The following is a 17,072-nucleotide window of genomic DNA, read 5'->3' as shown; positions in this document are numbered from 1 at the left end:
GACAAGAATGATCACTAAAGCTGATAAAAATGCGACTCGTAAGAAAAGACATGCACGTGTACGTGCTAAACTTACTGGTACTGCAGAGCGTCCACGTTTAAACGTGTTCCGTTCTAACCAACATATTTACGCTCAAGTTATTGATGATGTGAATGGTGTAACGTTAGTAAGTGCATCTACTCTTGATAAAGACCTTGCTCTTAACGGTACTAGCAATATTGAAGCTGCTACGAAAGTTGGAGAATCAGTTGCTAAGCGTGCTGTAGAGAAAGGCGTTAAAGAAGTAGTATTTGATCGCGGTGGTTACTTATACCATGGCCGTGTTAAAGCTCTAGCTGAAGCTGCTCGTGAGGCTGGATTACAATTTTAATGGTCAAAGGAGGGAAAATTGATGCATCGCATTGACCCAAGTAAATTAGAACTTGAAGAACGTGTAGTTACGATAAATCGTGTCGCGAAAGTTGTTAAGGGTGGTCGTCGTTTCCGCTTTGCTGCACTAGTTGTAGTTGGCGATAAAAACGGTCATGTTGGATTCGGTACTGGTAAAGCACAAGAGGTACCAGACGCAATCCGTAAAGCTATCGAAGACGCTAAGAAAAACTTAATCGCTGTACCATTAGTTGGTACAACAATTCCACACACAATCAACGGTCATTTTGGCGCTGGTGAAGTATTCTTAAAACCTGCTGCTGAGGGTACTGGTGTTATTGCTGGTGGACCTGTTCGTGCGGTCCTTGAATTAGCTGGTGTACAAGATATTCTTTCGAAATCTCTTGGTTCTAACACACCAATCAACATGATTCGCGCTACTGTGAACGGATTAAGCGAACTTAAGCGCGCTGAAGATGTTGCAAAATTACGCGGTAAATCTGTAGAAGAGCTACTAGGTTAAGGAGGGAAAACAAATGGCGAAAAAGTTAGAAATTACCCTCACTCGTAGTGTAATTGGTCGTCCACAAGATCAACGTGCGACGGTAGAAGCTTTAGGTCTTAAAAAGTTGAATTCAACTGTAGTTAAGGAAGAAACTCCTGCTATTCTTGGTATGATCAACAAAGTTTCTCACCTTGTAACTGTAAAAGAAGCTTAAGGATAACTCATTAATATAAGGAGGTGCCTGGGAATGAAACTTCATGAATTAAAACCTGCAGAAGGTTCTCGTAAAGTACGTAACCGTGTCGGTCGTGGTATCGGTTCTGGTAACGGTAAAACTGCTGGTAAAGGTCATAAAGGACAAAACGCACGTTCTGGCGGCGGTGTTCGTCTTGGCTTCGAAGGTGGTCAAACTCCATTATTCCGTCGTTTACCAAAACGCGGCTTCACAAACATTAACCGTAAAGAGTTTGCTATTGTAAACTTATCAACGTTAAATCGTTTTGAAGATGGTACAGAAGTAACACCTGAATTATTGCTGGAAACTGGCGTTATCAGCAAGTTAAACGACGGTGTTAAAGTTCTTGCAAGCGGAGCAGTAGAGAAAAAACTAACTGTTAAAGCGCACAAGTTCTCTTCAAGTGCTAAAGAAGCAATTGAAGCAGCTGGCGGATCAGTTGAGGTGATCTAATGTTTCGTACAATCTCCAACTTTATGCGCGTTGCTGAGATAAGACGTAAAATATTATTCACTTTAGCGATGTTAATCGTATTCAGGATTGGCACGTTTATCCCCGTGCCATTTACAAATGGAGACGTACTGAAGGCACAAGATCAATTAAATGCTTTAGGTATTCTAAATACATTTGGCGGTGGAGCCTTGAAAAACTTCTCCATCTTTGCGATGGGAATCATGCCGTATATTACAGCATCCATCATCGTGCAATTATTGCAGATGGATGTTGTTCCTAAATTTTCGGAATGGTCGAAGCAAGGTGAAATGGGCCGTCGTAAATTAACGCAATTTACGCGTTACTTTACAATTGTTCTTGCGTTTATTCAGGGGTTTGGTATGTCAATCGGTTTTAACGGTATGGTAGGTGGACAATTAATTTTGAATCCAGGTTGGAGCACTTATTTATACATTGCTACGGTACTGACTGCTGGTACTGCATTTTTAATGTGGTTAGGTGAACAGATTACAGCTAAAGGTGTAGGTAATGGTATTTCCATCCTTATCTTTGGCGGTATTGCCGCAGCGATCCCAAGTGTTATATCTCAAGTGTATCAGCAACAGTTTCAAAATATCGGAGATCAATTGTTCATGAGTATCGTTAAAGTTGCATTGATTTTACTAGCTGTGCTAGCAGTTATTGTGGGTGTTATTTTCATTCAACAGGCTGTTAGAAAGATCCCAATTCAATATGCGAAGCGTGTAACAGGAGGAAATGGTGGTTATGCTGGAGCACAAAACACACATTTACCGCTTAAGGTAAATAGTGCTGGTGTTATTCCAGTAATTTTTGCTGTTTCATTCTTAATTACGCCTCCGACTATTGCACAGTTCTTCCCGAAACATGATGTATCGCAGTGGATTATTGCAAACTTTAACTATTCTCACCCAGTGGGAATGATCATATATGTTGCGCTCATTGTAGCCTTCACATATTTCTATGCATTTGTTCAGGTTAATCCAGAGCAAATGTCAGAGAATCTAAACAAGCAAGGTGGATATGTTCCAGGTATTCGTCCGGGTAAGAATACGGAACAATATCTAACAAAAATCTTGTATCGTTTGACCTTTGTAGGATCAATTTTCCTAGCAGCGATTGCAATCTTACCAGTTATCTTTACTAAATTGGGAAATCTTCCTCCATCTGCACAGATTGGTGGAACGAGTATGTTAATCGTTGTCGGCGTTGCTTTAGAAACAATGAAGCAGCTAGAAAGCCAACTGGTAAAACGCCATTACAAAGGGTTTATCAAGCAGTGAGTAAGTGGGAAGAATTGTCTTCCCTACATGCTCATGTACTCTGAGGGGGAACAAGGATGAACTTAATTTTAATGGGGCTTCCTGGTGCTGGTAAAGGTACACAAGCCGAACAGATTGTTGCCAAGTATAACATCCCTCACATTTCAACAGGAGACATGTTCCGTGCAGCTATGAAGGCTGAAACTGAAATGGGTCTACAAGCAAAATCTTTTATTGATAAAGGTGCACTTGTTCCAGATGAAGTTACAATCGGAATCGTTCGTGAACGTTTAAGTCAAGACGACTGCGTAAGAGGTTTCTTACTAGACGGTTTCCCACGAACTGTTGCACAAGCATCAGCTCTTGAAGAAATTATGAAAGATCTTGGCAAAAAAATCGACTATGTTTTAAACATTAATGTGGATTCAGGGTTGTTATTAAAACGCCTTACAGGCCGTCGCATTTGTAAAGAGTGCGGTGCGACTTACCACTTAGAATTCAATCCACCAGCAAAAGCTGATGTGTGCGATAAATGTGGTGGCGAATTATATCAACGCTCTGATGACAATGAAGAAACTGTAGCAAATCGTTTAGATGTAAATATTAAGCAAACAAAACCTTTGCTTGATTTCTACGAAGAGCTTGGTTACTTACAAAGCATTAATGGTGAGCAAGATATCAATAAAGTATTTGCTGATATCGATGTTCTCATCGGAGGCTTAGCGTAATGATAATCTGCAAAACTCCTCGCGAGATAGAAATCATGCGAGAAGCTGGCAGGATCGTTGCTTTGACTCATCAAGAGTTGAAACAGCACATTACTCCAGGAATTACAACGAAAGAGCTCGATCAAATAGCGGAAAAGACGATTCAAAAATATGGTGCTACGCCATCTTTTAAAGGATACAACGGATTTCCGGGGAGCATATGTGCTTCTGTAAATGAAGAGCTTGTACACGGAATTCCAGGGAAGCGCAAGCTCAAAGAGGGCGATATCATCAGTATCGATATTGGTGCGAAATACAATGGGTACCATGGAGATTCTGCATGGACGTATCCAGTTGGAAACATTTCTGAATCTGTTCAAAAGCTACTTGATGTCACAGAAAAATCGTTGTATCTTGGTCTAGAACAAGTAAAACCAGGCGAGAGATTATCAAATATCTCACATGCGGTTCAAACCCATGCTGAAGAGAATGGATTCTCGATCGTTAGGGAGTATGTTGGTCACGGAATCGGGCAAGACTTACATGAGGACCCTCAAATCCCGCACTATGGTCCACCAAATAGAGGCCCTAGATTAAAGCCGGGAATGGTCATCTGTGTTGAGCCGATGGTGAATCAAGGAAGACGATATGTAAAAACACTATCTGATGACTGGACAGTGGTAACGGTAGATGGTAAATGGTGTGCCCATTTTGAGCACACGATTGCTCTTACAGAAGCAGGATACGAAATCCTTACCACTTTATAAGTAGCTGGCTCTCCGGGATTTCAGAGCAGTGTAAAATGTTACTGATTTGAAGAAGGGAGAACTATTGAATGGCTAAAGATGATGTAATTGAAGTCGAAGGTACCGTTCTTGAAACGTTGCCAAATGCTATGTTCAAAGTAGAATTAGAGAATGGGCATGTCGTATTGGCTCACGTTTCTGGTAAAATCCGTATGAACTTCATTCGTATTTTACCAGGAGACAAAGTTACGGTAGAATTATCTCCGTACGATTTAAATCGTGGTCGTATTACGTACCGTTTTAAATAATATAGCACTCCGTAATCTTTAAGGAGGTTCGAGACATGAAAGTAAGACCGTCAGTTAAACCAATCTGCGAAAAATGTAAAGTTATTCGTAGACGTGGAAAAGTAATGGTTATTTGTGAAAACCCTAAACATAAACAAAAACAAGGTTAATCAGAAGGAGGTGCATTCGTAATGGCACGTATCGCAGGTGTAGATATTCCTCGAGACAAACGCGTTGTTATTTCTTTAACTTACGTATTCGGCATTGGTCGCACAACTGCTGAAAAAATTCTTGCTGAAGCAGGTATTTCTGAAGAAACACGAGTTCGTGATTTAACGGAAGACGAATTAGGACGTATCCGTGATATCATCGATCGTATTAAAGTTGAGGGAGACCTTCGTCGTGAAGTATCTCTTAACATCAAACGTCTAATGGAGATCGGTTCTTACCGTGGTCTTCGTCACCGTCGTGGTTTACCAGTTCGTGGTCAAAACTCTAAAAACAATGCTCGTACACGTAAAGGTCCACGTCGTACAGTAGCAAATAAAAAGAAATAATAAGTAAAGGAGGTTGAACTAACAATGGCACGTAAAACAAACACTCGTAAAAAACGTGTGAAAAAGAATATTGAAGCTGGTATAGCTCATATTCGTTCTACTTTCAACAACACAATCGTAACACTTACAGATACTCACGGTAACGCACTTTCTTGGTCTAGTGCTGGTGCACTTGGTTTCCGTGGATCTCGTAAATCTACTCCATTCGCTGCGCAAATGGCTGCTGAAACTGCTGCTAAAGCTGCAATGGAACACGGTTTAAAAACTTTAGAGGTTACTGTTAAAGGTCCTGGTGCTGGTCGTGAAGCTGCAATTCGTGCTCTTCAAGCTGCAGGTCTAGAAGTAACAGCAATTAGAGATGTTACTCCAGTTCCTCATAATGGATGTCGTCCACCAAAACGTCGTCGTGTGTAATTTTTCTGTATAGAATTTTCCCTTTTGTCTATAATGGATATGATGCATTATCGAGAAATTTCGTACAGAAACATCGCTTGTTGTGCACAATCGGGAACTGCCTAAGGGGGACTTTCGGTTAGACAGGGGTTATACCTTTGTTTAACCGGGGTTTCGACGTTTTGAAGGAGGGTTTAGTTAATGATTGAAATCGAAAAGCCGAAAATCGAAACGGTTGAACTTAACGAAGATGCTAAATATGGTAAATTCGTAATTGAACCGCTTGAGCGTGGATATGGTACTACTTTGGGTAACTCCTTACGTCGTATTCTTTTATCCTCACTCCCTGGTGCCGCTGTTACTGCTATCCAAATCGATGGCGTATTACATGAATTTTCAACAGTTGAGGGCGTAGTAGAAGACGTTACGACGATCATCTTAAACTTGAAAAAGTTAGCTCTTAAAATCTACTCTGAAGAAGAGAAGACGTTGGAAATTGATGTACAGGGCGAAGGTATTGTCACAGCTGCTGATATTACTCACGATAGTGATGTAGAAATCTTAAATCCAGATTTACACATTGCAACGTTAGCAAAAGATGCGCATTTCCGCGTGCGTTTAACTGCAAAGCGTGGCCGTGGGTATACGCCAGCTGATGCAAATAAAAGCGAAGATCAACCAATAGGAGTAATTCCTATTGATTCTATTTATACTCCAGTATCACGTGTGACTTACCAAGTGGAAAAGACACGTGTCGGACAAGTGGCTAATTATGATAAGCTTACGCTTGATGTATGGACGGATGGAAGCATCGGGCCAAAAGAAGCTATCTCTTTAGGTGCCAAAATCTTAACTGAGCATTTAAATATCTTTGTTGGTTTAACTGATGAAGCACAAAATGCTGAGATTATGGTCGAGAAGGAAGAAGATCAAAAAGAGAAAGTTCTTGAGATGACTATCGAAGAACTAGACCTTTCTGTTCGTTCTTATAATTGCCTAAAACGTGCAGGAATTAATACTGTACAAGAGCTTGCGAACAAAACAGAAGAAGATATGATGAAAGTTCGTAACTTAGGACGTAAATCCTTAGAAGAAGTTAAACATAAACTTGAGGAATTAGGTTTAGGTTTACGTAAAGACGACTGAGGATTTAAACCCATCAACAAAGGAGGGAACTACGAATGGCATACAGAAAATTAGGCCGTACAAGTGCGCAACGTAAAGCTATGTTACGTGATTTAGCTACTGATTTAATTATCAACGAGCGCATCCAAACGACAGAAACTCGTGCAAAAGAACTTCGTTCTGTAGTGGAAAAAATGATCACTTTAGGTAAACGCGGAGATCTTCATGCTCGTCGTCAAGCAGCAGCTTTCATTCGCAATGAAGTAGCTAACGCTGAGACTGGTCAAGATGCACTTCAAAAACTATTCGCTGATGTAGCTCCACGCTATGCTGAGCGCCAAGGCGGATACACTCGTATTGCAAAAATTGGTCCACGTCGCGGAGACGCAGCACCAATGGTAATTATCGAGTTAGTATAATGATAATTAAAAGGGCAGGACAGTTCTTTTCAAGAAACTGGTCATGGCCCTTTTTTTTAAATATAAAAATAGGCTAACTTGGCGAAGGAAAGGGTGCCTTCTATTGAAAAAAGAGAAACTTCGGATAGAAAATATATCATTTCAATATCCTGGGGCAGCCACTTATGCATTAAAAGATGTTTCATTTTCCTTATATGAGGGAGAATGGGTATCTATTATTGGTCAAAACGGTTCAGGAAAGTCTACACTTGCAAAATTATTGAATGGTTTGTTTTTGCCAGAAGCAGGGACTATTACAGTAAATGATACAATGGTTTTATCAGAGGAAACGGTATGGGATGTTCGAAAACAAATTGGAATGGTATTTCAAAATCCAGATAATCAATTTGTTGGAACGACAGTGCAAGATGATGTTGTATTTGGCTTGGAGAATATCGGAATGCCAAGAGAACAAATGATTGAAAGATTAGAACAGGCCTTGCAACTTGTCCGTATGGAAGATTTTCTTAATGATGAGCCTCATTCCTTATCTGGTGGGCAAAAGCAGCGAGTGGCAATAGCAGGCGTTTTAGCACTTCAACCATCTATTTTAATATTAGATGAAGCAACGTCAATGTTAGACCCTCAAGGGAGACGTGAAGTAGTAGAAACGGTTAGACAACTTGTTACTCAAAAAGGTATTACCGTGTTATCAATTACGCACGATTTAGAAGAAGCGGCACAGTCAGATCGTGTCATTATTTTAAATAAGGGAGAAATATTAGAGGAAGGGACTCCAGAAAAAATTTTCAAATCCTCTCATATGCTCCAAGAAATTGGCTTAGATGTACCGTTTTCGGTGAAAATAGCAGAATTATTAAAAAGAAATGAAATTCTCTTGCAAAATACGCATCTTACAATGGAAAGCTTGGTGAACGAACTTTGGAGATTACATTCCAAAAAGTAGAACATCGTTATCAATATAAAACTCCATTTGAAAGACGCGCACTTTATGATGTAGACGTGTCGTTTCCAAGTGGGGGCTATTATGCCATTATCGGTCATACTGGTTCAGGAAAGTCGACGATGATTCAACATTTAAATGGTTTATTGCAGCCGACAAATGGTACAGTTCAAATTGGTGAACATTTGATTTCGGCAGGAAAGAAAGAAAAAAAGCTAAAGCCACTACGTAAGAAAGTAGGGGTTGTCTTTCAATTCCCAGAACATCAGTTGTTTGAAGAGACTGTGGAGAAAGATATTTGTTTCGGCCCTACTTATTTTGGAGTATCTGTAGACGAAGCAAGGCAAAAGGCTAGAAAGGCAATTGAACTTGTAGGGCTAGAACCAGAACTGTTAGCACGTTCTCCGTTCGAATTAAGTGGTGGACAAATGAGACGTGTTGCTATAGCGGGTGTACTGGCAATGGAACCTGAAGTGCTTGTATTAGATGAACCTACAGCAGGACTAGATCCAAAAGGGCAGAACGAACTTATGGAGATGTTTTATAAGCTGCACAAGGAGAAGGGTCTTACAGTCATCCTTGTAACGCATAATATGGAGGATGCTGCTCAGTATGCGGAGCAGATTGTAGTTATGCATAAAGGAACGGTCTTTTTGCAAGGAAGTGCAGAGGAAGTATTTTCACATGCTGATGAACTAGAGAAAATTGGTGTGGATCTTCCTATGTCATTAAAGTATAAACGTGCAATTGAAGAGAAGTTTGGTATTTCAATTCCAAAGGCTACCTTATCTTTAGAGGATCTTACTCATGAAGTTGTGCAGGTGTTACGAAAAGGTGGTCATGAATCATGCAGCAGTTGATTATTGGGAGATATATCCCGGGGAATTCACTTATTCATCAACTTGATCCACGTACGAAGCTGCTGATTGTCTTTTTATATGTATTTGTTGTTTTCTTAGCAAATAATGCGATTTCATATGGATTTTTATTTTTATATGCACTCATTGCTTTATTTTTTGCAAAAGTGCCGATTCGTTATGTACTTTCGGGCTTAAAACCAATTTTATGGATTTTTCTTTTTACATTCTTCCTGCATATTTTTACAAATAAAGAGGGGGATGTACTATTCCAGCTTGGTTGGTTTTCGATATATGAAAAAGGATTAGAGCAAGGGATATACATTTCTGTACGATTCTTCGTTATTATTTTAATGACGACATTATTAACGTTAACGACGACACCTATTGAAATTACAGATGGTTTGGAGACGTTATTAAAGCCGTTGAAGCGTATAAAGGTTCCTGTTCATGAAATCGCATTAATGATGTCAATTTCTCTTCGTTTTATCCCGACATTAATGGATGAAACGAGTAAAATAATGAAAGCACAAGCGTCACGTGGTATTGATTTTTCCGGGGGACCGATAAAAGATAGAATGAAAGCTATTATTTCACTGCTCGTTCCTCTGTTTATCAGTGCTTTTAAGCGTGCAGAGGACTTAGCCATTGCGATGGAAGCTCGTGGATATCAAAGTGGTGAAGGACGTACTAAATTTAGGCAACTACGCTGGAAAACAAGCGATACAGTAACGATTGTCAGCTTATTTTGTTTAGCTTGTATTTTGGCATGGGTGCGATCGTAATGGAGAATAGGGAAATGGATAGAATAAAATGTACGGTTGCATATGATGGCATGCATTTTTGTGGTTATCAAATTCAGCCGAACCATCGTACTGTTCAACAGGAGATAGAAAAAGCATTGCAGAAATTGCATAAGGGAGAACTTGTTCGTGTTCAGGCATCTGGTAGAACAGATTCTACAGTTCATGCAAAAGGACAAGTAATACACTTTGATACTCCTTTGTCTCTTGAAGAATGGCAATGGATTAATGCTTTAAACACAATGTTGCCAGATGATATTGTTATTAGGCAAGTAGAGAAAAAAACAGAAGAATTTCATGCACGTTACGGTGTTGAGAAAAAAGAATATCGTTATCGTGTATTATTATCAAAGACTGCGGATGTATTCCGTAGAAATTACGTATATCAATATCCATACCCGCTCGAAATCAACTCTATAAGAAAAGCAATTCCTTATTTTATTGGAACACATGATTTCACTTCTTTTTGTTCGGCAAAAACTGACAAAAAAGATAAAGTGCGAACAATTTATGAAATCGAGTTAATTGAACAAAATGATGAAATAATTTTTCGTTTTGTAGGTAATGGATTTTTATATAATATGGTCAGAATTATTGTTGGTACGTTACTTAGCGTAGGGCAAGGAAAGCTTGATCCTGATAGCATTCCAGAGATTTTAGCGAAACAAAATCGTCAGTTTGCTGGAAAGATGGCTCCAGGTCATGGGCTTTACTTATGGGAGGTAAACTATAACAACTAATCCTGGTGTAACATTTGCTTGACATTAGAAACTCAAAAGTATATCATAACATATGGTATTGTTTCTAAAACCACGATTAGCCCCGGAAGGAAATCGTGTTTAAGATAAACAATAGATTTTTTCTATGGAAAAGATAACGAGGAGGGAAACACATGCGTACGACTTTTATGGCAAAAGCTAACGAAGTTGAGCGTAAATGGTATGTGGTTGATGCTGAAGGTCAAACTTTAGGTCGCCTTGCTAGTGAAGTAGCATCCATTTTACGTGGTAAAAACAAACCTACATTTACACCACACGTTGACACGGGTGATCATGTAATTATTATTAACGCTGAGAAAATTCATTTAACAGGTAATAAATTAAACGATAAAATTTACTACCGTCACACTAACCACCCAGGTGGACTTAAGCAAAGAACAGCTCTTGAAATGCGTACAAACTACCCTGTACAAATGTTAGAGCTTGCAATTAAAGGCATGCTTCCAAAAGGACGCTTAGGCCGTCAAGTTTCTAAGAAACTTAACGTGTATGCTGGAGCAGAGCATCCACACCAAGCACAAAAACCAGAAGTTTACGAACTTCGCGGATAATTAATTAAAGGAGGGCTTACTTTGGCACAGGTTCAATACTATGGCACTGGACGTCGTAAGAGTTCAGTAGCGCGCGTACGCCTAGTTCCAGGCGAAGGACGCGTTATCATTAACGGTCGTGATTTTGAAAACTATATCCCATTTGCTGCATTACGTGAAGTAGTGAAACAACCTCTAGTTGCAACAGAAACTTTAGGTAACTACGATGTACTTGTAAACGTAAATGGTGGTGGATACACTGGTCAAGCTGGTGCTATTCGTCACGGTATTTCTCGCGCTTTATTAAAAGCTGATCCAGAATACCGTCTAACATTAAAACGTGCAGGTCTATTAACTCGTGACGCACGTATGAAAGAGCGTAAAAAATACGGTCTTAAAGGCGCACGTCGTGCACCTCAGTTCTCAAAACGTTAATTTTTGCGAACTACAAACCCCAACCATTTTGGTTGGGGTTTTTTATGTTTCATTCCTCTTTTGCAATTTTTATAGCTTGGAATATTTTAGTGCTCCCGCCACGCGTATGCTTCTTCTTTAGAAGTTTAGACTAATACGTATTAGGGAGGTTTATATGTACTATGAATGTCATTGTCAGCTTACAAGAAAAACAAAAAGAAAAGCAGTTAAAATACGAGCGGAAGATGTTGCGGGAATTATCATTAAAAACATTGCGTTCAAATATTCGTGATGCCTTTCAAATGCAAGAGCTTCATCGTCAGTATGAAGATTACTGTATTGAATTAGGGATAGAATCTTATTTATTAGGAGCGAGATACAGTAAATTTGGTTATTATGGTGAATCGTTTTTTGATGTGAAATATAGAGCTTTAGAAGAACAACAACAATTAACTGAAACGCTATTTCAATTTTTAACGAGTATGACTATGCGAGAAATAAAGTTGAAAGATGAGGAGTTACTTTTTGAATCTTGTCAGCAGTTTATAGGATTGTGGTGGCAAGAAGGGTATGAAAAAGGTGAAAGAAGATATCGATTAAAGCTTCATTAAGACAAGCATAAACTTTCCTCTTGTCCCATATAAGTAATTAGAGGGACTAGCTGGAGGAGGAAAGGTATGAAGAGAATTCGAATTATCTCTTTTGCACTCGCTGCGGTTGTATTGTTTTTTTTAGTCAAGCAAGAATTTCAAATTACAAAATCGTGGCGAGCTTGGAATTTACCCTTATCAGGGAAAGTAATTGTGTTAGATGCTGGGCATGGTGGACCAGATGGAGGGGCTGTTGGTGGAAAGGATATTATAGAAAAGGATATTACGCTTGAAATTACAAAAAAGGTACAAGACTATTTACAAGAACAAGGTGCACTAGTTATTTTAACGCGTGAGGGAGATTATGATTTAGCTAACAAAGATACAAAGTCATATAGTAGACGTAAAGCAGAGGATTTAAAAAAACGTGTAGAAATCATCAATAAACCTGATGTAGACTTTTTTGCAAGTATTCATTTAAATGCTTTAACTAGTAGTGGATCGAAAGGCGCACAAACGTTCTATTACCGCTCTTCGATTGAAAATGAACGTGCTGCAAAATTTATACAGGCTGAATTGAGAACAAGTTTAGAGAACACGAATCGTTCTGCTAAGACAATTTCGCATGTATATTTATTAAAGTATTCTAAAACACCAGGTGCTTTAATTGAAGCTGGCTTTTTATCGAATGTGAACGAAAGGTATATGTTAAATTCGGAGAAATATCAGCAAAAGGTAGCAGCTGCAATATACCGTGGTATATTACGTTATTTCACGGAAAAAGGAAATCCTCCAGAATAAGGAGGATTTTTTTGAGCTTCTCTCGTTAACGAAGTTTTCGGAAAATATGTTATACTGGAAATGTAAACGCATTTATTTCAAGGATAAGCAGAGATAAATTCAATTAACATTACGTTATTTTTCATACAGGGGGCTGGGCTAATTATGGTAACGAAAGAGCAAGTGGTTGAAGCGTTAGAAGGGATTGTAGATCCGTTTTTACATAAAACATTAAAAGAAACAAGTGCAATTAAAGAGGTAACAGTCAAGCCAGAGAAGGAACATGTGAGTGTCAAAATTGCAATCGTAAAAACCGGTACAGCGGAACAAATGCAGTTGCAGTCTGGAATTGTAAAGTTAGTAAAAGAACTTGGGGCAGCAACAGTTGGACTTCGTTTTGCAGAATTTACAGAAGAGGAATTAGCTCAGTTTGCACCGGAACAAGAAGAAGAGCAAAGTGAATCTTTATTGTCACCTAATTCAAAAACAACATTCTTAGCAGTAGCGAGTGGAAAAGGTGGCGTGGGAAAATCAACTGTTTCCGTTAACCTTGCAGTTGCTTTAGCTCGTTTAGGAAAAAAAGTTGGTATTATTGATGCGGACATTTACGGTTTTAGTGTGCCAGACATGATGGGGATAGAAAAACGTCCTATCGTAAGAGGTGACAAGATAATTCCGGTGGAACGTTTAGGTGTAAAGGTAATCTCAATGGGCTTCTTTGTAGAGGATAATGCACCAGTTATTTGGAGAGGACCTATGCTTGGGAAAATGTTAAACCACTTCTTCACAGAAGTAGAATGGGGCGATTTAGATTATTTAGTACTAGATTTGCCACCAGGCACAGGTGATGTTGCGTTAGATGTGCACTCAATGTTGCCATCTTGCAAAGAGATTATTGTAACGACGCCTCATCCAACAGCTGCGTTTGTAGCAGCGCGTGCTGGAGCGATGGCATTGCGCACTGAACATAGTATTCTTGGTGTTGTTGAGAATATGGCATATTTTGAAAGTAAGGTAACTGGTGAGAAAGAATATGTATTTGGAAAAGGTGGGGGAGATAAGTTAGCTACCGAATTACAAACGAATGTTCTTGGTCGTATTCCACTGCAACAACCCGATTGGAATAAAGAAGACTTTGCTCCTTCAGTATATGAAGATACACATACAACGGGCATTATTTATAGTAAAATAGCTGAAACAGTAATTGATAAAACAGCTGTTACACAAAAATAAAGTGAAACTTTAATCAGTGGGGTTCACCTGTTACTGACAACAATAAGGCTTTTGTTGCTAGTAAACCTTTCGCTTAATTAGAGGGGTCCATTTTGTCTGTTAATAGCAAGATAAAGTAATAACGAGTGAACAATATATAAATTGTCCACTCGTTATTATAGTTATTATTTTTTACTGTTCTTCCTTCTTCTCGCCTTGAGAACCACCGTCACCGCCTGCTTCTTTCTTGCCAGATCCGCCTTTTTCAGCTTTTTGCACACCTTTACTAATGATATCAATCATCTTGGCTTGGAAGAGTGGACTTTCAGCAGTTTCTGTTAGTACTTGTTGTAGATATTGACGGTATTCTTTACTCTTCATTGTTTGTAACATCATTTTTTCTACTTCAGGATTTTTCATAATTTCTATAACGCCTGCTTGGTATTCAGGGTCTTTTAATAAGGTTTTCATTAATTGAGTTTGTTCTTTCCCCATACTTTTAGCAAATTTTGATGAGAACTCAGGATCTTTAAAGAGCTTTTCCCAGAATTGTTGCCCTTTATCGGATACCATGGCATCTTCAATCGTTTTCTTTACTACTGTTTCATCTAGTATGAGTGCTTGTTTCATTTTTTCATCAGTTAATACATCTTGAATAGCTTTCTTACCTTGATCTGTTTTTAAAATATCAACAATCATTTTCTTTGTTTGATCGTAATCTAGTTCGGATTTCGTTTCTTTTCCTTGTGCGCATGCTGCAAGTACGATAAGTAGAAAAGAAGAAACGAAAATGAATAGCATCCGTTTCATAAGTTGGAACTCCTTTCAGCACAGTTCTCTCTTTTTAATATAAATATCTTTAAGGAATTTATACATGAACATGGCTAGCTTTTTGAAATTGTCATTGATACAATTTAATTAGAAATATAAGGATAATGGGGGATGTGTTGTGAATAGCCGCAAGTGGGTACGACTATTTTTAACGACGTTGTTTCTTGGTGGGATTAGCACAGTTATTATTGGTTTTGTTTTGGAGTGGGACAAGTATGATAAATTTTTTCAAAATTTCGACGGTAAGGAGATTTTAGCAGTATCTTTCTGGCTGATGGGTGTAGGATTTATTTTTAGTGTTATAAGTCAAATGGGATTCTTTGCATATTTAACAATCCACCGTTTTGGACTAGGAATGTTTCGCTCATCTTCTTTATGGAATGCAGTCCAGCTCTTCTTTATTGCATTCGTATTATTTGATTTTGTGTATTTAAGATCTGTACTTATTGCAAATGGGGAAGTCTCGTTAGGGAATAATATACTTGTTGCTGGAATGTTATTTGTGTTTGGAGCAATTGTTGCTTATGTAAAAAGTAAAGAAACAAATAAAAAAGCATTTGTGCCAGCTCTGTTCTTTATGGTTGTTGTAACGATCCTTGAATGGGTACCGGCGCTTCGGATTAATGATACAGATTGGTTATATTTAATGGTTATACCGCTATTGTTATGTAATGCATATCAATTACTTGTATTACATCGTTTAATCGGAAAAACAAGTAAATCAGCTTAATAGAGAGGTTTTATACAACAGCAGTTATAATGTTGTAAATGGTATGATTAAAAAAGCTCTACCACCTTCTTGAAAGGTAGTAGAGCTTTTTATGCGTGAAGAGTAGTAGGGAAGAAGCTACTTCACATCCTCACTTTTCGTACTTGTGTTGGAAATAAGTTGTGAAACGGATATTTGCTCATATCCATCACTTTTTATTTTTTGCAGGAGCAGCGGTAAAGCTCTATTTGTTTGAAGGGCAGAATCGGATGCGTGTAATAAGACGATATCTCCACCTTTCAAATTATTAGAGACAGTGGAAACGATGTTATTTACACCTGGGTTTTTCCAATCGTTTGAATTATTACTCCAATGCACGACGGTGTATCCAAGTGATTCTGCGATTTTAAGGGTTGCTTTGTTAAATTCGCCACTAGGTGGACGTAACAGCTTGACTTGTTTTACACCAAGTTTCGTAAAAACATCTTGTGCTCGTAAAAGGTCTCGTCTTATTTCATTTGTCTCTAGAGAAGTATAGGATGTGTAATTGTACCCCATACTACCGATTTCGTGTCCATCTTTCATGATTCGCTCTACAATATCGGGGTGTCTTTCGGCCCATGCAGCAGAAAGGAAGAAGGTTGCATTCTTAATTTCTTTTTCTTTAAGAGTATCTAGGATTGGAATTGCTTTTTTGTCTCCCCAACTAATATCAAACGTAAATGCAACTTGCTTTTTAGCCGTGTCTCCTTTGTAAATTACTTTAGGGCCTGTAGCAGTTGAAAAAGCAGATTCATGTGAATATGTTTTTAAAAAGAGTAGCCATGCTGTAAATAAGGACAGTATCACTATTAAGCTAATGTGTTTAAAATTTCTCTTACTCGTAATAAAAAAGAAAAACATAATATTACGCCCCTTTGTCCAATCCTTTTCAGTTACATATATGCTGGAAATATAAAAAAGAGAACAAAGGATTAATATCGTAAGTAGTGGATATAATGGATGATAGGATTGTGATAATTGAAAATGAGCGGAACGTTTATTGTTGCGTAAGGAATTATTGAGGTGATTGTTTGCTTGGGCTGATGTTGACAAAAGAAGAGAGAAAAGAAATGGAATACATATTGAAGAGAGAATTAGAGGAACTTTTATTTGATTTTGAAGATGAGCGTATTCATGAAGTTGTAAAAAAAGCCATGGAAGAAAGATATAAAATCATTTTCTGTTTATTCCGGAGAGTAGCTAACACAGAAGAATGTATTCGTTATGTAAGAAAAAGAATTTTTTATTAAAAAGTGTTGACGTTAATAGTTTGTATATGTTAAATTAATAACCGTCGCTGATGCGGAAACGCAGAAAACGACAAAAAGAAATTGAAAAACTTAGTTGACATTAACTAACGAAGATGTTAACATAAGGAAGTCGCAAACGAGCGATCAAGTAGTTCTTTGAAAACTGAACGAAACAAACAACGTGAAACGTCAATTTTTATTTTAGATGCTAGACAAACTAACTTTATTGGAGAGTTTGATCCTGGCTCAGGATGAA

The 17,072-nt window shown here is 38.3% G+C and carries 26 protein-coding genes; 24 read left to right on the top strand and 2 right to left on the bottom strand.

The annotated features are described in order from the left end of the window. The first annotated feature begins 7 nt into the window (after nucleotides 1-7). The 22 genes from rplR to MR168_RS10385 all read left to right on the top strand — a co-directional run bounded on the left by rplR (nucleotide 8) and on the right by MR168_RS10385 (nucleotide 14,005). A complete protein-coding gene (gene rplR, locus MR168_RS10490; protein WP_000628816.1) occupies nucleotides 8-370 on the top strand; it encodes a 50S ribosomal protein L18 in 363 nt (120 codons plus the stop codon). A 21-nt stretch (nucleotides 371-391) separates the two neighbouring features. Beyond that, nucleotides 392-892 (top strand): 30S ribosomal protein S5, encoded by a 501-nt coding sequence (gene rpsE / locus MR168_RS10485; protein ID WP_000554646.1) that lies wholly within the window; start codon nucleotides 392-394, stop codon nucleotides 890-892. Nucleotides 893-905: 13 nt separating this feature from the next. After that, nucleotides 906-1,088: a 50S ribosomal protein L30 gene (gene rpmD / locus MR168_RS10480; protein ID WP_001085234.1), complete on the top strand. Its 183-nt coding sequence runs from the start codon at nucleotides 906-908 to the stop codon at nucleotides 1,086-1,088. Nucleotides 1,089-1,121: 33 nt separating this feature from the next. Next, nucleotides 1,122-1,562: a 50S ribosomal protein L15 gene (gene rplO, locus MR168_RS10475; RefSeq protein ID WP_000766081.1), complete on the top strand. Its 441-nt coding sequence runs from the start codon at nucleotides 1,122-1,124 to the stop codon at nucleotides 1,560-1,562. Next, the gene (secY, locus tag MR168_RS10470; RefSeq protein ID WP_000490117.1) at nucleotides 1,562-2,863 is read left to right on the top strand and encodes a preprotein translocase subunit SecY; all 1,302 of its coding nucleotides are present in this window, start codon (nucleotides 1,562-1,564) and stop codon (nucleotides 2,861-2,863) included. Before rplO ends, secY begins: the two co-directional genes overlap by 1 nt. 56 nt (nucleotides 2,864-2,919) lie before the next feature. After that, complete coding sequence (locus tag MR168_RS10465; protein WP_001048989.1) at nucleotides 2,920-3,570, top strand: adenylate kinase; 651 nt, start codon at nucleotides 2,920-2,922, stop codon at nucleotides 3,568-3,570. Beyond that, nucleotides 3,570-4,316 carry a type I methionyl aminopeptidase gene (gene map / locus MR168_RS10460; RefSeq protein ID WP_000582539.1) on the top strand — a complete coding sequence of 249 codons (747 nt, stop codon included), beginning with the start codon at nucleotides 3,570-3,572 and terminating at the stop codon, nucleotides 4,314-4,316. The genes MR168_RS10465 and map overlap by 1 nt, the downstream gene beginning before the upstream one ends. A gap of 68 nt (nucleotides 4,317-4,384) precedes the next feature. Next, nucleotides 4,385-4,603: a translation initiation factor IF-1 gene (gene infA / locus MR168_RS10455; protein WP_001029884.1), complete on the top strand. Its 219-nt coding sequence runs from the start codon at nucleotides 4,385-4,387 to the stop codon at nucleotides 4,601-4,603. A 35-nt stretch (nucleotides 4,604-4,638) separates the two neighbouring features. After that, entirely contained in the window at nucleotides 4,639-4,752 is a 114-nt protein-coding gene (gene rpmJ, locus MR168_RS10450; RefSeq protein ID WP_000868344.1) for a 50S ribosomal protein L36, read from the top strand. Nucleotides 4,753-4,773: 21 nt separating this feature from the next. Then, entirely contained in the window at nucleotides 4,774-5,139 is a 366-nt protein-coding gene (gene rpsM / locus MR168_RS10445; RefSeq protein ID WP_000090788.1) for a 30S ribosomal protein S13, read from the top strand. A gap of 24 nt (nucleotides 5,140-5,163) precedes the next feature. Further along, on the top strand, nucleotides 5,164-5,553 hold the full coding sequence (gene rpsK, locus MR168_RS10440) for a 30S ribosomal protein S11 (protein ID WP_000101798.1): 390 nt from the start codon (nucleotides 5,164-5,166) through the stop codon (nucleotides 5,551-5,553). Between the two features lie 180 nt (nucleotides 5,554-5,733). Continuing rightward, a complete protein-coding gene (locus MR168_RS10435; protein ID WP_000569643.1) occupies nucleotides 5,734-6,678 on the top strand; it encodes a DNA-directed RNA polymerase subunit alpha in 945 nt (314 codons plus the stop codon). A 35-nt stretch (nucleotides 6,679-6,713) separates the two neighbouring features. Beyond that, complete coding sequence (rplQ, locus tag MR168_RS10430; protein WP_000331490.1) at nucleotides 6,714-7,076, top strand: 50S ribosomal protein L17; 363 nt, start codon at nucleotides 6,714-6,716, stop codon at nucleotides 7,074-7,076. Nucleotides 7,077-7,179: 103 nt separating this feature from the next. Further along, a complete protein-coding gene (locus MR168_RS10425; protein ID WP_000711757.1) occupies nucleotides 7,180-8,022 on the top strand; it encodes an energy-coupling factor ABC transporter ATP-binding protein in 843 nt (280 codons plus the stop codon). After that, entirely contained in the window at nucleotides 7,998-8,879 is an 882-nt protein-coding gene (locus MR168_RS10420; protein WP_086412301.1) for an energy-coupling factor ABC transporter ATP-binding protein, read from the top strand. Before MR168_RS10425 ends, MR168_RS10420 begins: the two co-directional genes overlap by 25 nt. Continuing rightward, nucleotides 8,867-9,661: an energy-coupling factor transporter transmembrane component T family protein gene (locus tag MR168_RS10415; RefSeq protein ID WP_016126170.1), complete on the top strand. Its 795-nt coding sequence runs from the start codon at nucleotides 8,867-8,869 to the stop codon at nucleotides 9,659-9,661. The genes MR168_RS10420 and MR168_RS10415 overlap by 13 nt, the downstream gene beginning before the upstream one ends. Before the next feature lie 14 nt (nucleotides 9,662-9,675). Then, nucleotides 9,676-10,419, top strand: coding sequence for a tRNA pseudouridine(38-40) synthase TruA (gene truA, locus MR168_RS10410; RefSeq protein WP_002098927.1), 744 nt, complete (start codon nucleotides 9,676-9,678; stop codon nucleotides 10,417-10,419). Between the two features lie 152 nt (nucleotides 10,420-10,571). Further along, the gene (rplM, locus tag MR168_RS10405) at nucleotides 10,572-11,009 is read left to right on the top strand and encodes a 50S ribosomal protein L13 (RefSeq protein WP_001260793.1); all 438 of its coding nucleotides are present in this window, start codon (nucleotides 10,572-10,574) and stop codon (nucleotides 11,007-11,009) included. 21 nt (nucleotides 11,010-11,030) lie between these two features. Beyond that, nucleotides 11,031-11,423, top strand: a complete 393-nt coding sequence (gene rpsI / locus MR168_RS10400; RefSeq protein WP_000079986.1) for a 30S ribosomal protein S9 — start codon at nucleotides 11,031-11,033, stop codon at nucleotides 11,421-11,423. A 161-nt stretch (nucleotides 11,424-11,584) separates the two neighbouring features. Beyond that, on the top strand, nucleotides 11,585-12,013 hold the full coding sequence (locus MR168_RS10395; RefSeq protein ID WP_086412300.1) for a DUF2521 family protein: 429 nt from the start codon (nucleotides 11,585-11,587) through the stop codon (nucleotides 12,011-12,013). 66 nt (nucleotides 12,014-12,079) lie between these two features. Beyond that, nucleotides 12,080-12,793: an N-acetylmuramoyl-L-alanine amidase CwlD gene (cwlD, locus tag MR168_RS10390; RefSeq protein ID WP_000822439.1), complete on the top strand. Its 714-nt coding sequence runs from the start codon at nucleotides 12,080-12,082 to the stop codon at nucleotides 12,791-12,793. Nucleotides 12,794-12,937: 144 nt separating this feature from the next. Next, entirely contained in the window at nucleotides 12,938-14,005 is a 1,068-nt protein-coding gene (locus MR168_RS10385) for an Mrp/NBP35 family ATP-binding protein (RefSeq protein WP_000256628.1), read from the top strand. A 171-nt stretch (nucleotides 14,006-14,176) separates the two neighbouring features. Here the strand turns inward: MR168_RS10385 and gerD are convergent, their stop codons facing one another. Then, the gene (gerD, locus tag MR168_RS10380; RefSeq protein ID WP_242291255.1) at nucleotides 14,177-14,794 is read right to left on the bottom strand and encodes a spore germination lipoprotein GerD; all 618 of its coding nucleotides are present in this window, start codon (nucleotides 14,792-14,794) and stop codon (nucleotides 14,177-14,179) included. Nucleotides 14,795-14,933: 139 nt separating this feature from the next. Here gerD and kbaA point away from each other — a divergent pair, with 139 nt between their 5' ends. Then, nucleotides 14,934-15,545 carry a KinB signaling pathway activation protein KbaA gene (gene kbaA, locus MR168_RS10375; protein WP_006921137.1) on the top strand — a complete coding sequence of 204 codons (612 nt, stop codon included), beginning with the start codon at nucleotides 14,934-14,936 and terminating at the stop codon, nucleotides 15,543-15,545. A gap of 117 nt (nucleotides 15,546-15,662) precedes the next feature. On the opposite strand, the gene pdaB is transcribed toward kbaA, so the two are convergent. Next, nucleotides 15,663-16,427, bottom strand: coding sequence for a polysaccharide deacetylase family sporulation protein PdaB (gene pdaB, locus MR168_RS10370; protein WP_000464703.1), 765 nt, complete (start codon nucleotides 16,425-16,427; stop codon nucleotides 15,663-15,665). 170 nt (nucleotides 16,428-16,597) lie between these two features. Between pdaB and MR168_RS10365 the strand changes: the two genes are divergently transcribed. Beyond that, nucleotides 16,598-16,816 carry a hypothetical protein gene (locus tag MR168_RS10365; protein WP_000901147.1) on the top strand — a complete coding sequence of 73 codons (219 nt, stop codon included), beginning with the start codon at nucleotides 16,598-16,600 and terminating at the stop codon, nucleotides 16,814-16,816. Nucleotides 16,817-17,072: the final 256 nt, after the last annotated feature.

The sequence above is a fragment of the Bacillus cereus group sp. BfR-BA-01356 genome (assembly GCF_022663635.1).
Taxonomy (GTDB): domain Bacteria; phylum Bacillota; class Bacilli; order Bacillales; family Bacillaceae_G; genus Bacillus_A; species Bacillus_A cereus.
This window is presented reverse-complemented; position numbering and strand designations above follow the sequence as displayed.

Coding starts and splice junctions, on each gene's coding strand:
- rplR (WP_000628816.1), top strand. CDS start 8: ATGATCACTAAAGCTGATAAAAATGCGACTCGTAAGAAAAGACATGCA.
- rpsE (WP_000554646.1), top strand. CDS start 392: ATGCATCGCATTGACCCAAGTAAATTAGAACTTGAAGAACGTGTAGTT.
- rpmD (WP_001085234.1), top strand. CDS start 906: ATGGCGAAAAAGTTAGAAATTACCCTCACTCGTAGTGTAATTGGTCGT.
- rplO (WP_000766081.1), top strand. CDS start 1,122: ATGAAACTTCATGAATTAAAACCTGCAGAAGGTTCTCGTAAAGTACGT.
- secY (WP_000490117.1), top strand. CDS start 1,562: ATGTTTCGTACAATCTCCAACTTTATGCGCGTTGCTGAGATAAGACGT.
- MR168_RS10465 (WP_001048989.1), top strand. CDS start 2,920: ATGAACTTAATTTTAATGGGGCTTCCTGGTGCTGGTAAAGGTACACAA.
- map (WP_000582539.1), top strand. CDS start 3,570: ATGATAATCTGCAAAACTCCTCGCGAGATAGAAATCATGCGAGAAGCT.
- infA (WP_001029884.1), top strand. CDS start 4,385: ATGGCTAAAGATGATGTAATTGAAGTCGAAGGTACCGTTCTTGAAACG.
- rpmJ (WP_000868344.1), top strand. CDS start 4,639: ATGAAAGTAAGACCGTCAGTTAAACCAATCTGCGAAAAATGTAAAGTT.
- rpsM (WP_000090788.1), top strand. CDS start 4,774: ATGGCACGTATCGCAGGTGTAGATATTCCTCGAGACAAACGCGTTGTT.
- rpsK (WP_000101798.1), top strand. CDS start 5,164: ATGGCACGTAAAACAAACACTCGTAAAAAACGTGTGAAAAAGAATATT.
- MR168_RS10435 (WP_000569643.1), top strand. CDS start 5,734: ATGATTGAAATCGAAAAGCCGAAAATCGAAACGGTTGAACTTAACGAA.
- rplQ (WP_000331490.1), top strand. CDS start 6,714: ATGGCATACAGAAAATTAGGCCGTACAAGTGCGCAACGTAAAGCTATG.
- MR168_RS10415 (WP_016126170.1), top strand. CDS start 8,867: ATGCAGCAGTTGATTATTGGGAGATATATCCCGGGGAATTCACTTATT.
- truA (WP_002098927.1), top strand. CDS start 9,676: ATGGATAGAATAAAATGTACGGTTGCATATGATGGCATGCATTTTTGT.
- rplM (WP_001260793.1), top strand. CDS start 10,572: ATGCGTACGACTTTTATGGCAAAAGCTAACGAAGTTGAGCGTAAATGG.
- MR168_RS10395 (WP_086412300.1), top strand. CDS start 11,585: ATGAATGTCATTGTCAGCTTACAAGAAAAACAAAAAGAAAAGCAGTTA.
- cwlD (WP_000822439.1), top strand. CDS start 12,080: ATGAAGAGAATTCGAATTATCTCTTTTGCACTCGCTGCGGTTGTATTG.
- MR168_RS10385 (WP_000256628.1), top strand. CDS start 12,938: ATGGTAACGAAAGAGCAAGTGGTTGAAGCGTTAGAAGGGATTGTAGAT.
- gerD (WP_242291255.1), bottom strand. CDS start 14,794: ATGAAACGGATGCTATTCATTTTCGTTTCTTCTTTTCTACTTATCGTA.
- pdaB (WP_000464703.1), bottom strand. CDS start 16,427: ATGTTTTTCTTTTTTATTACGAGTAAGAGAAATTTTAAACACATTAGC.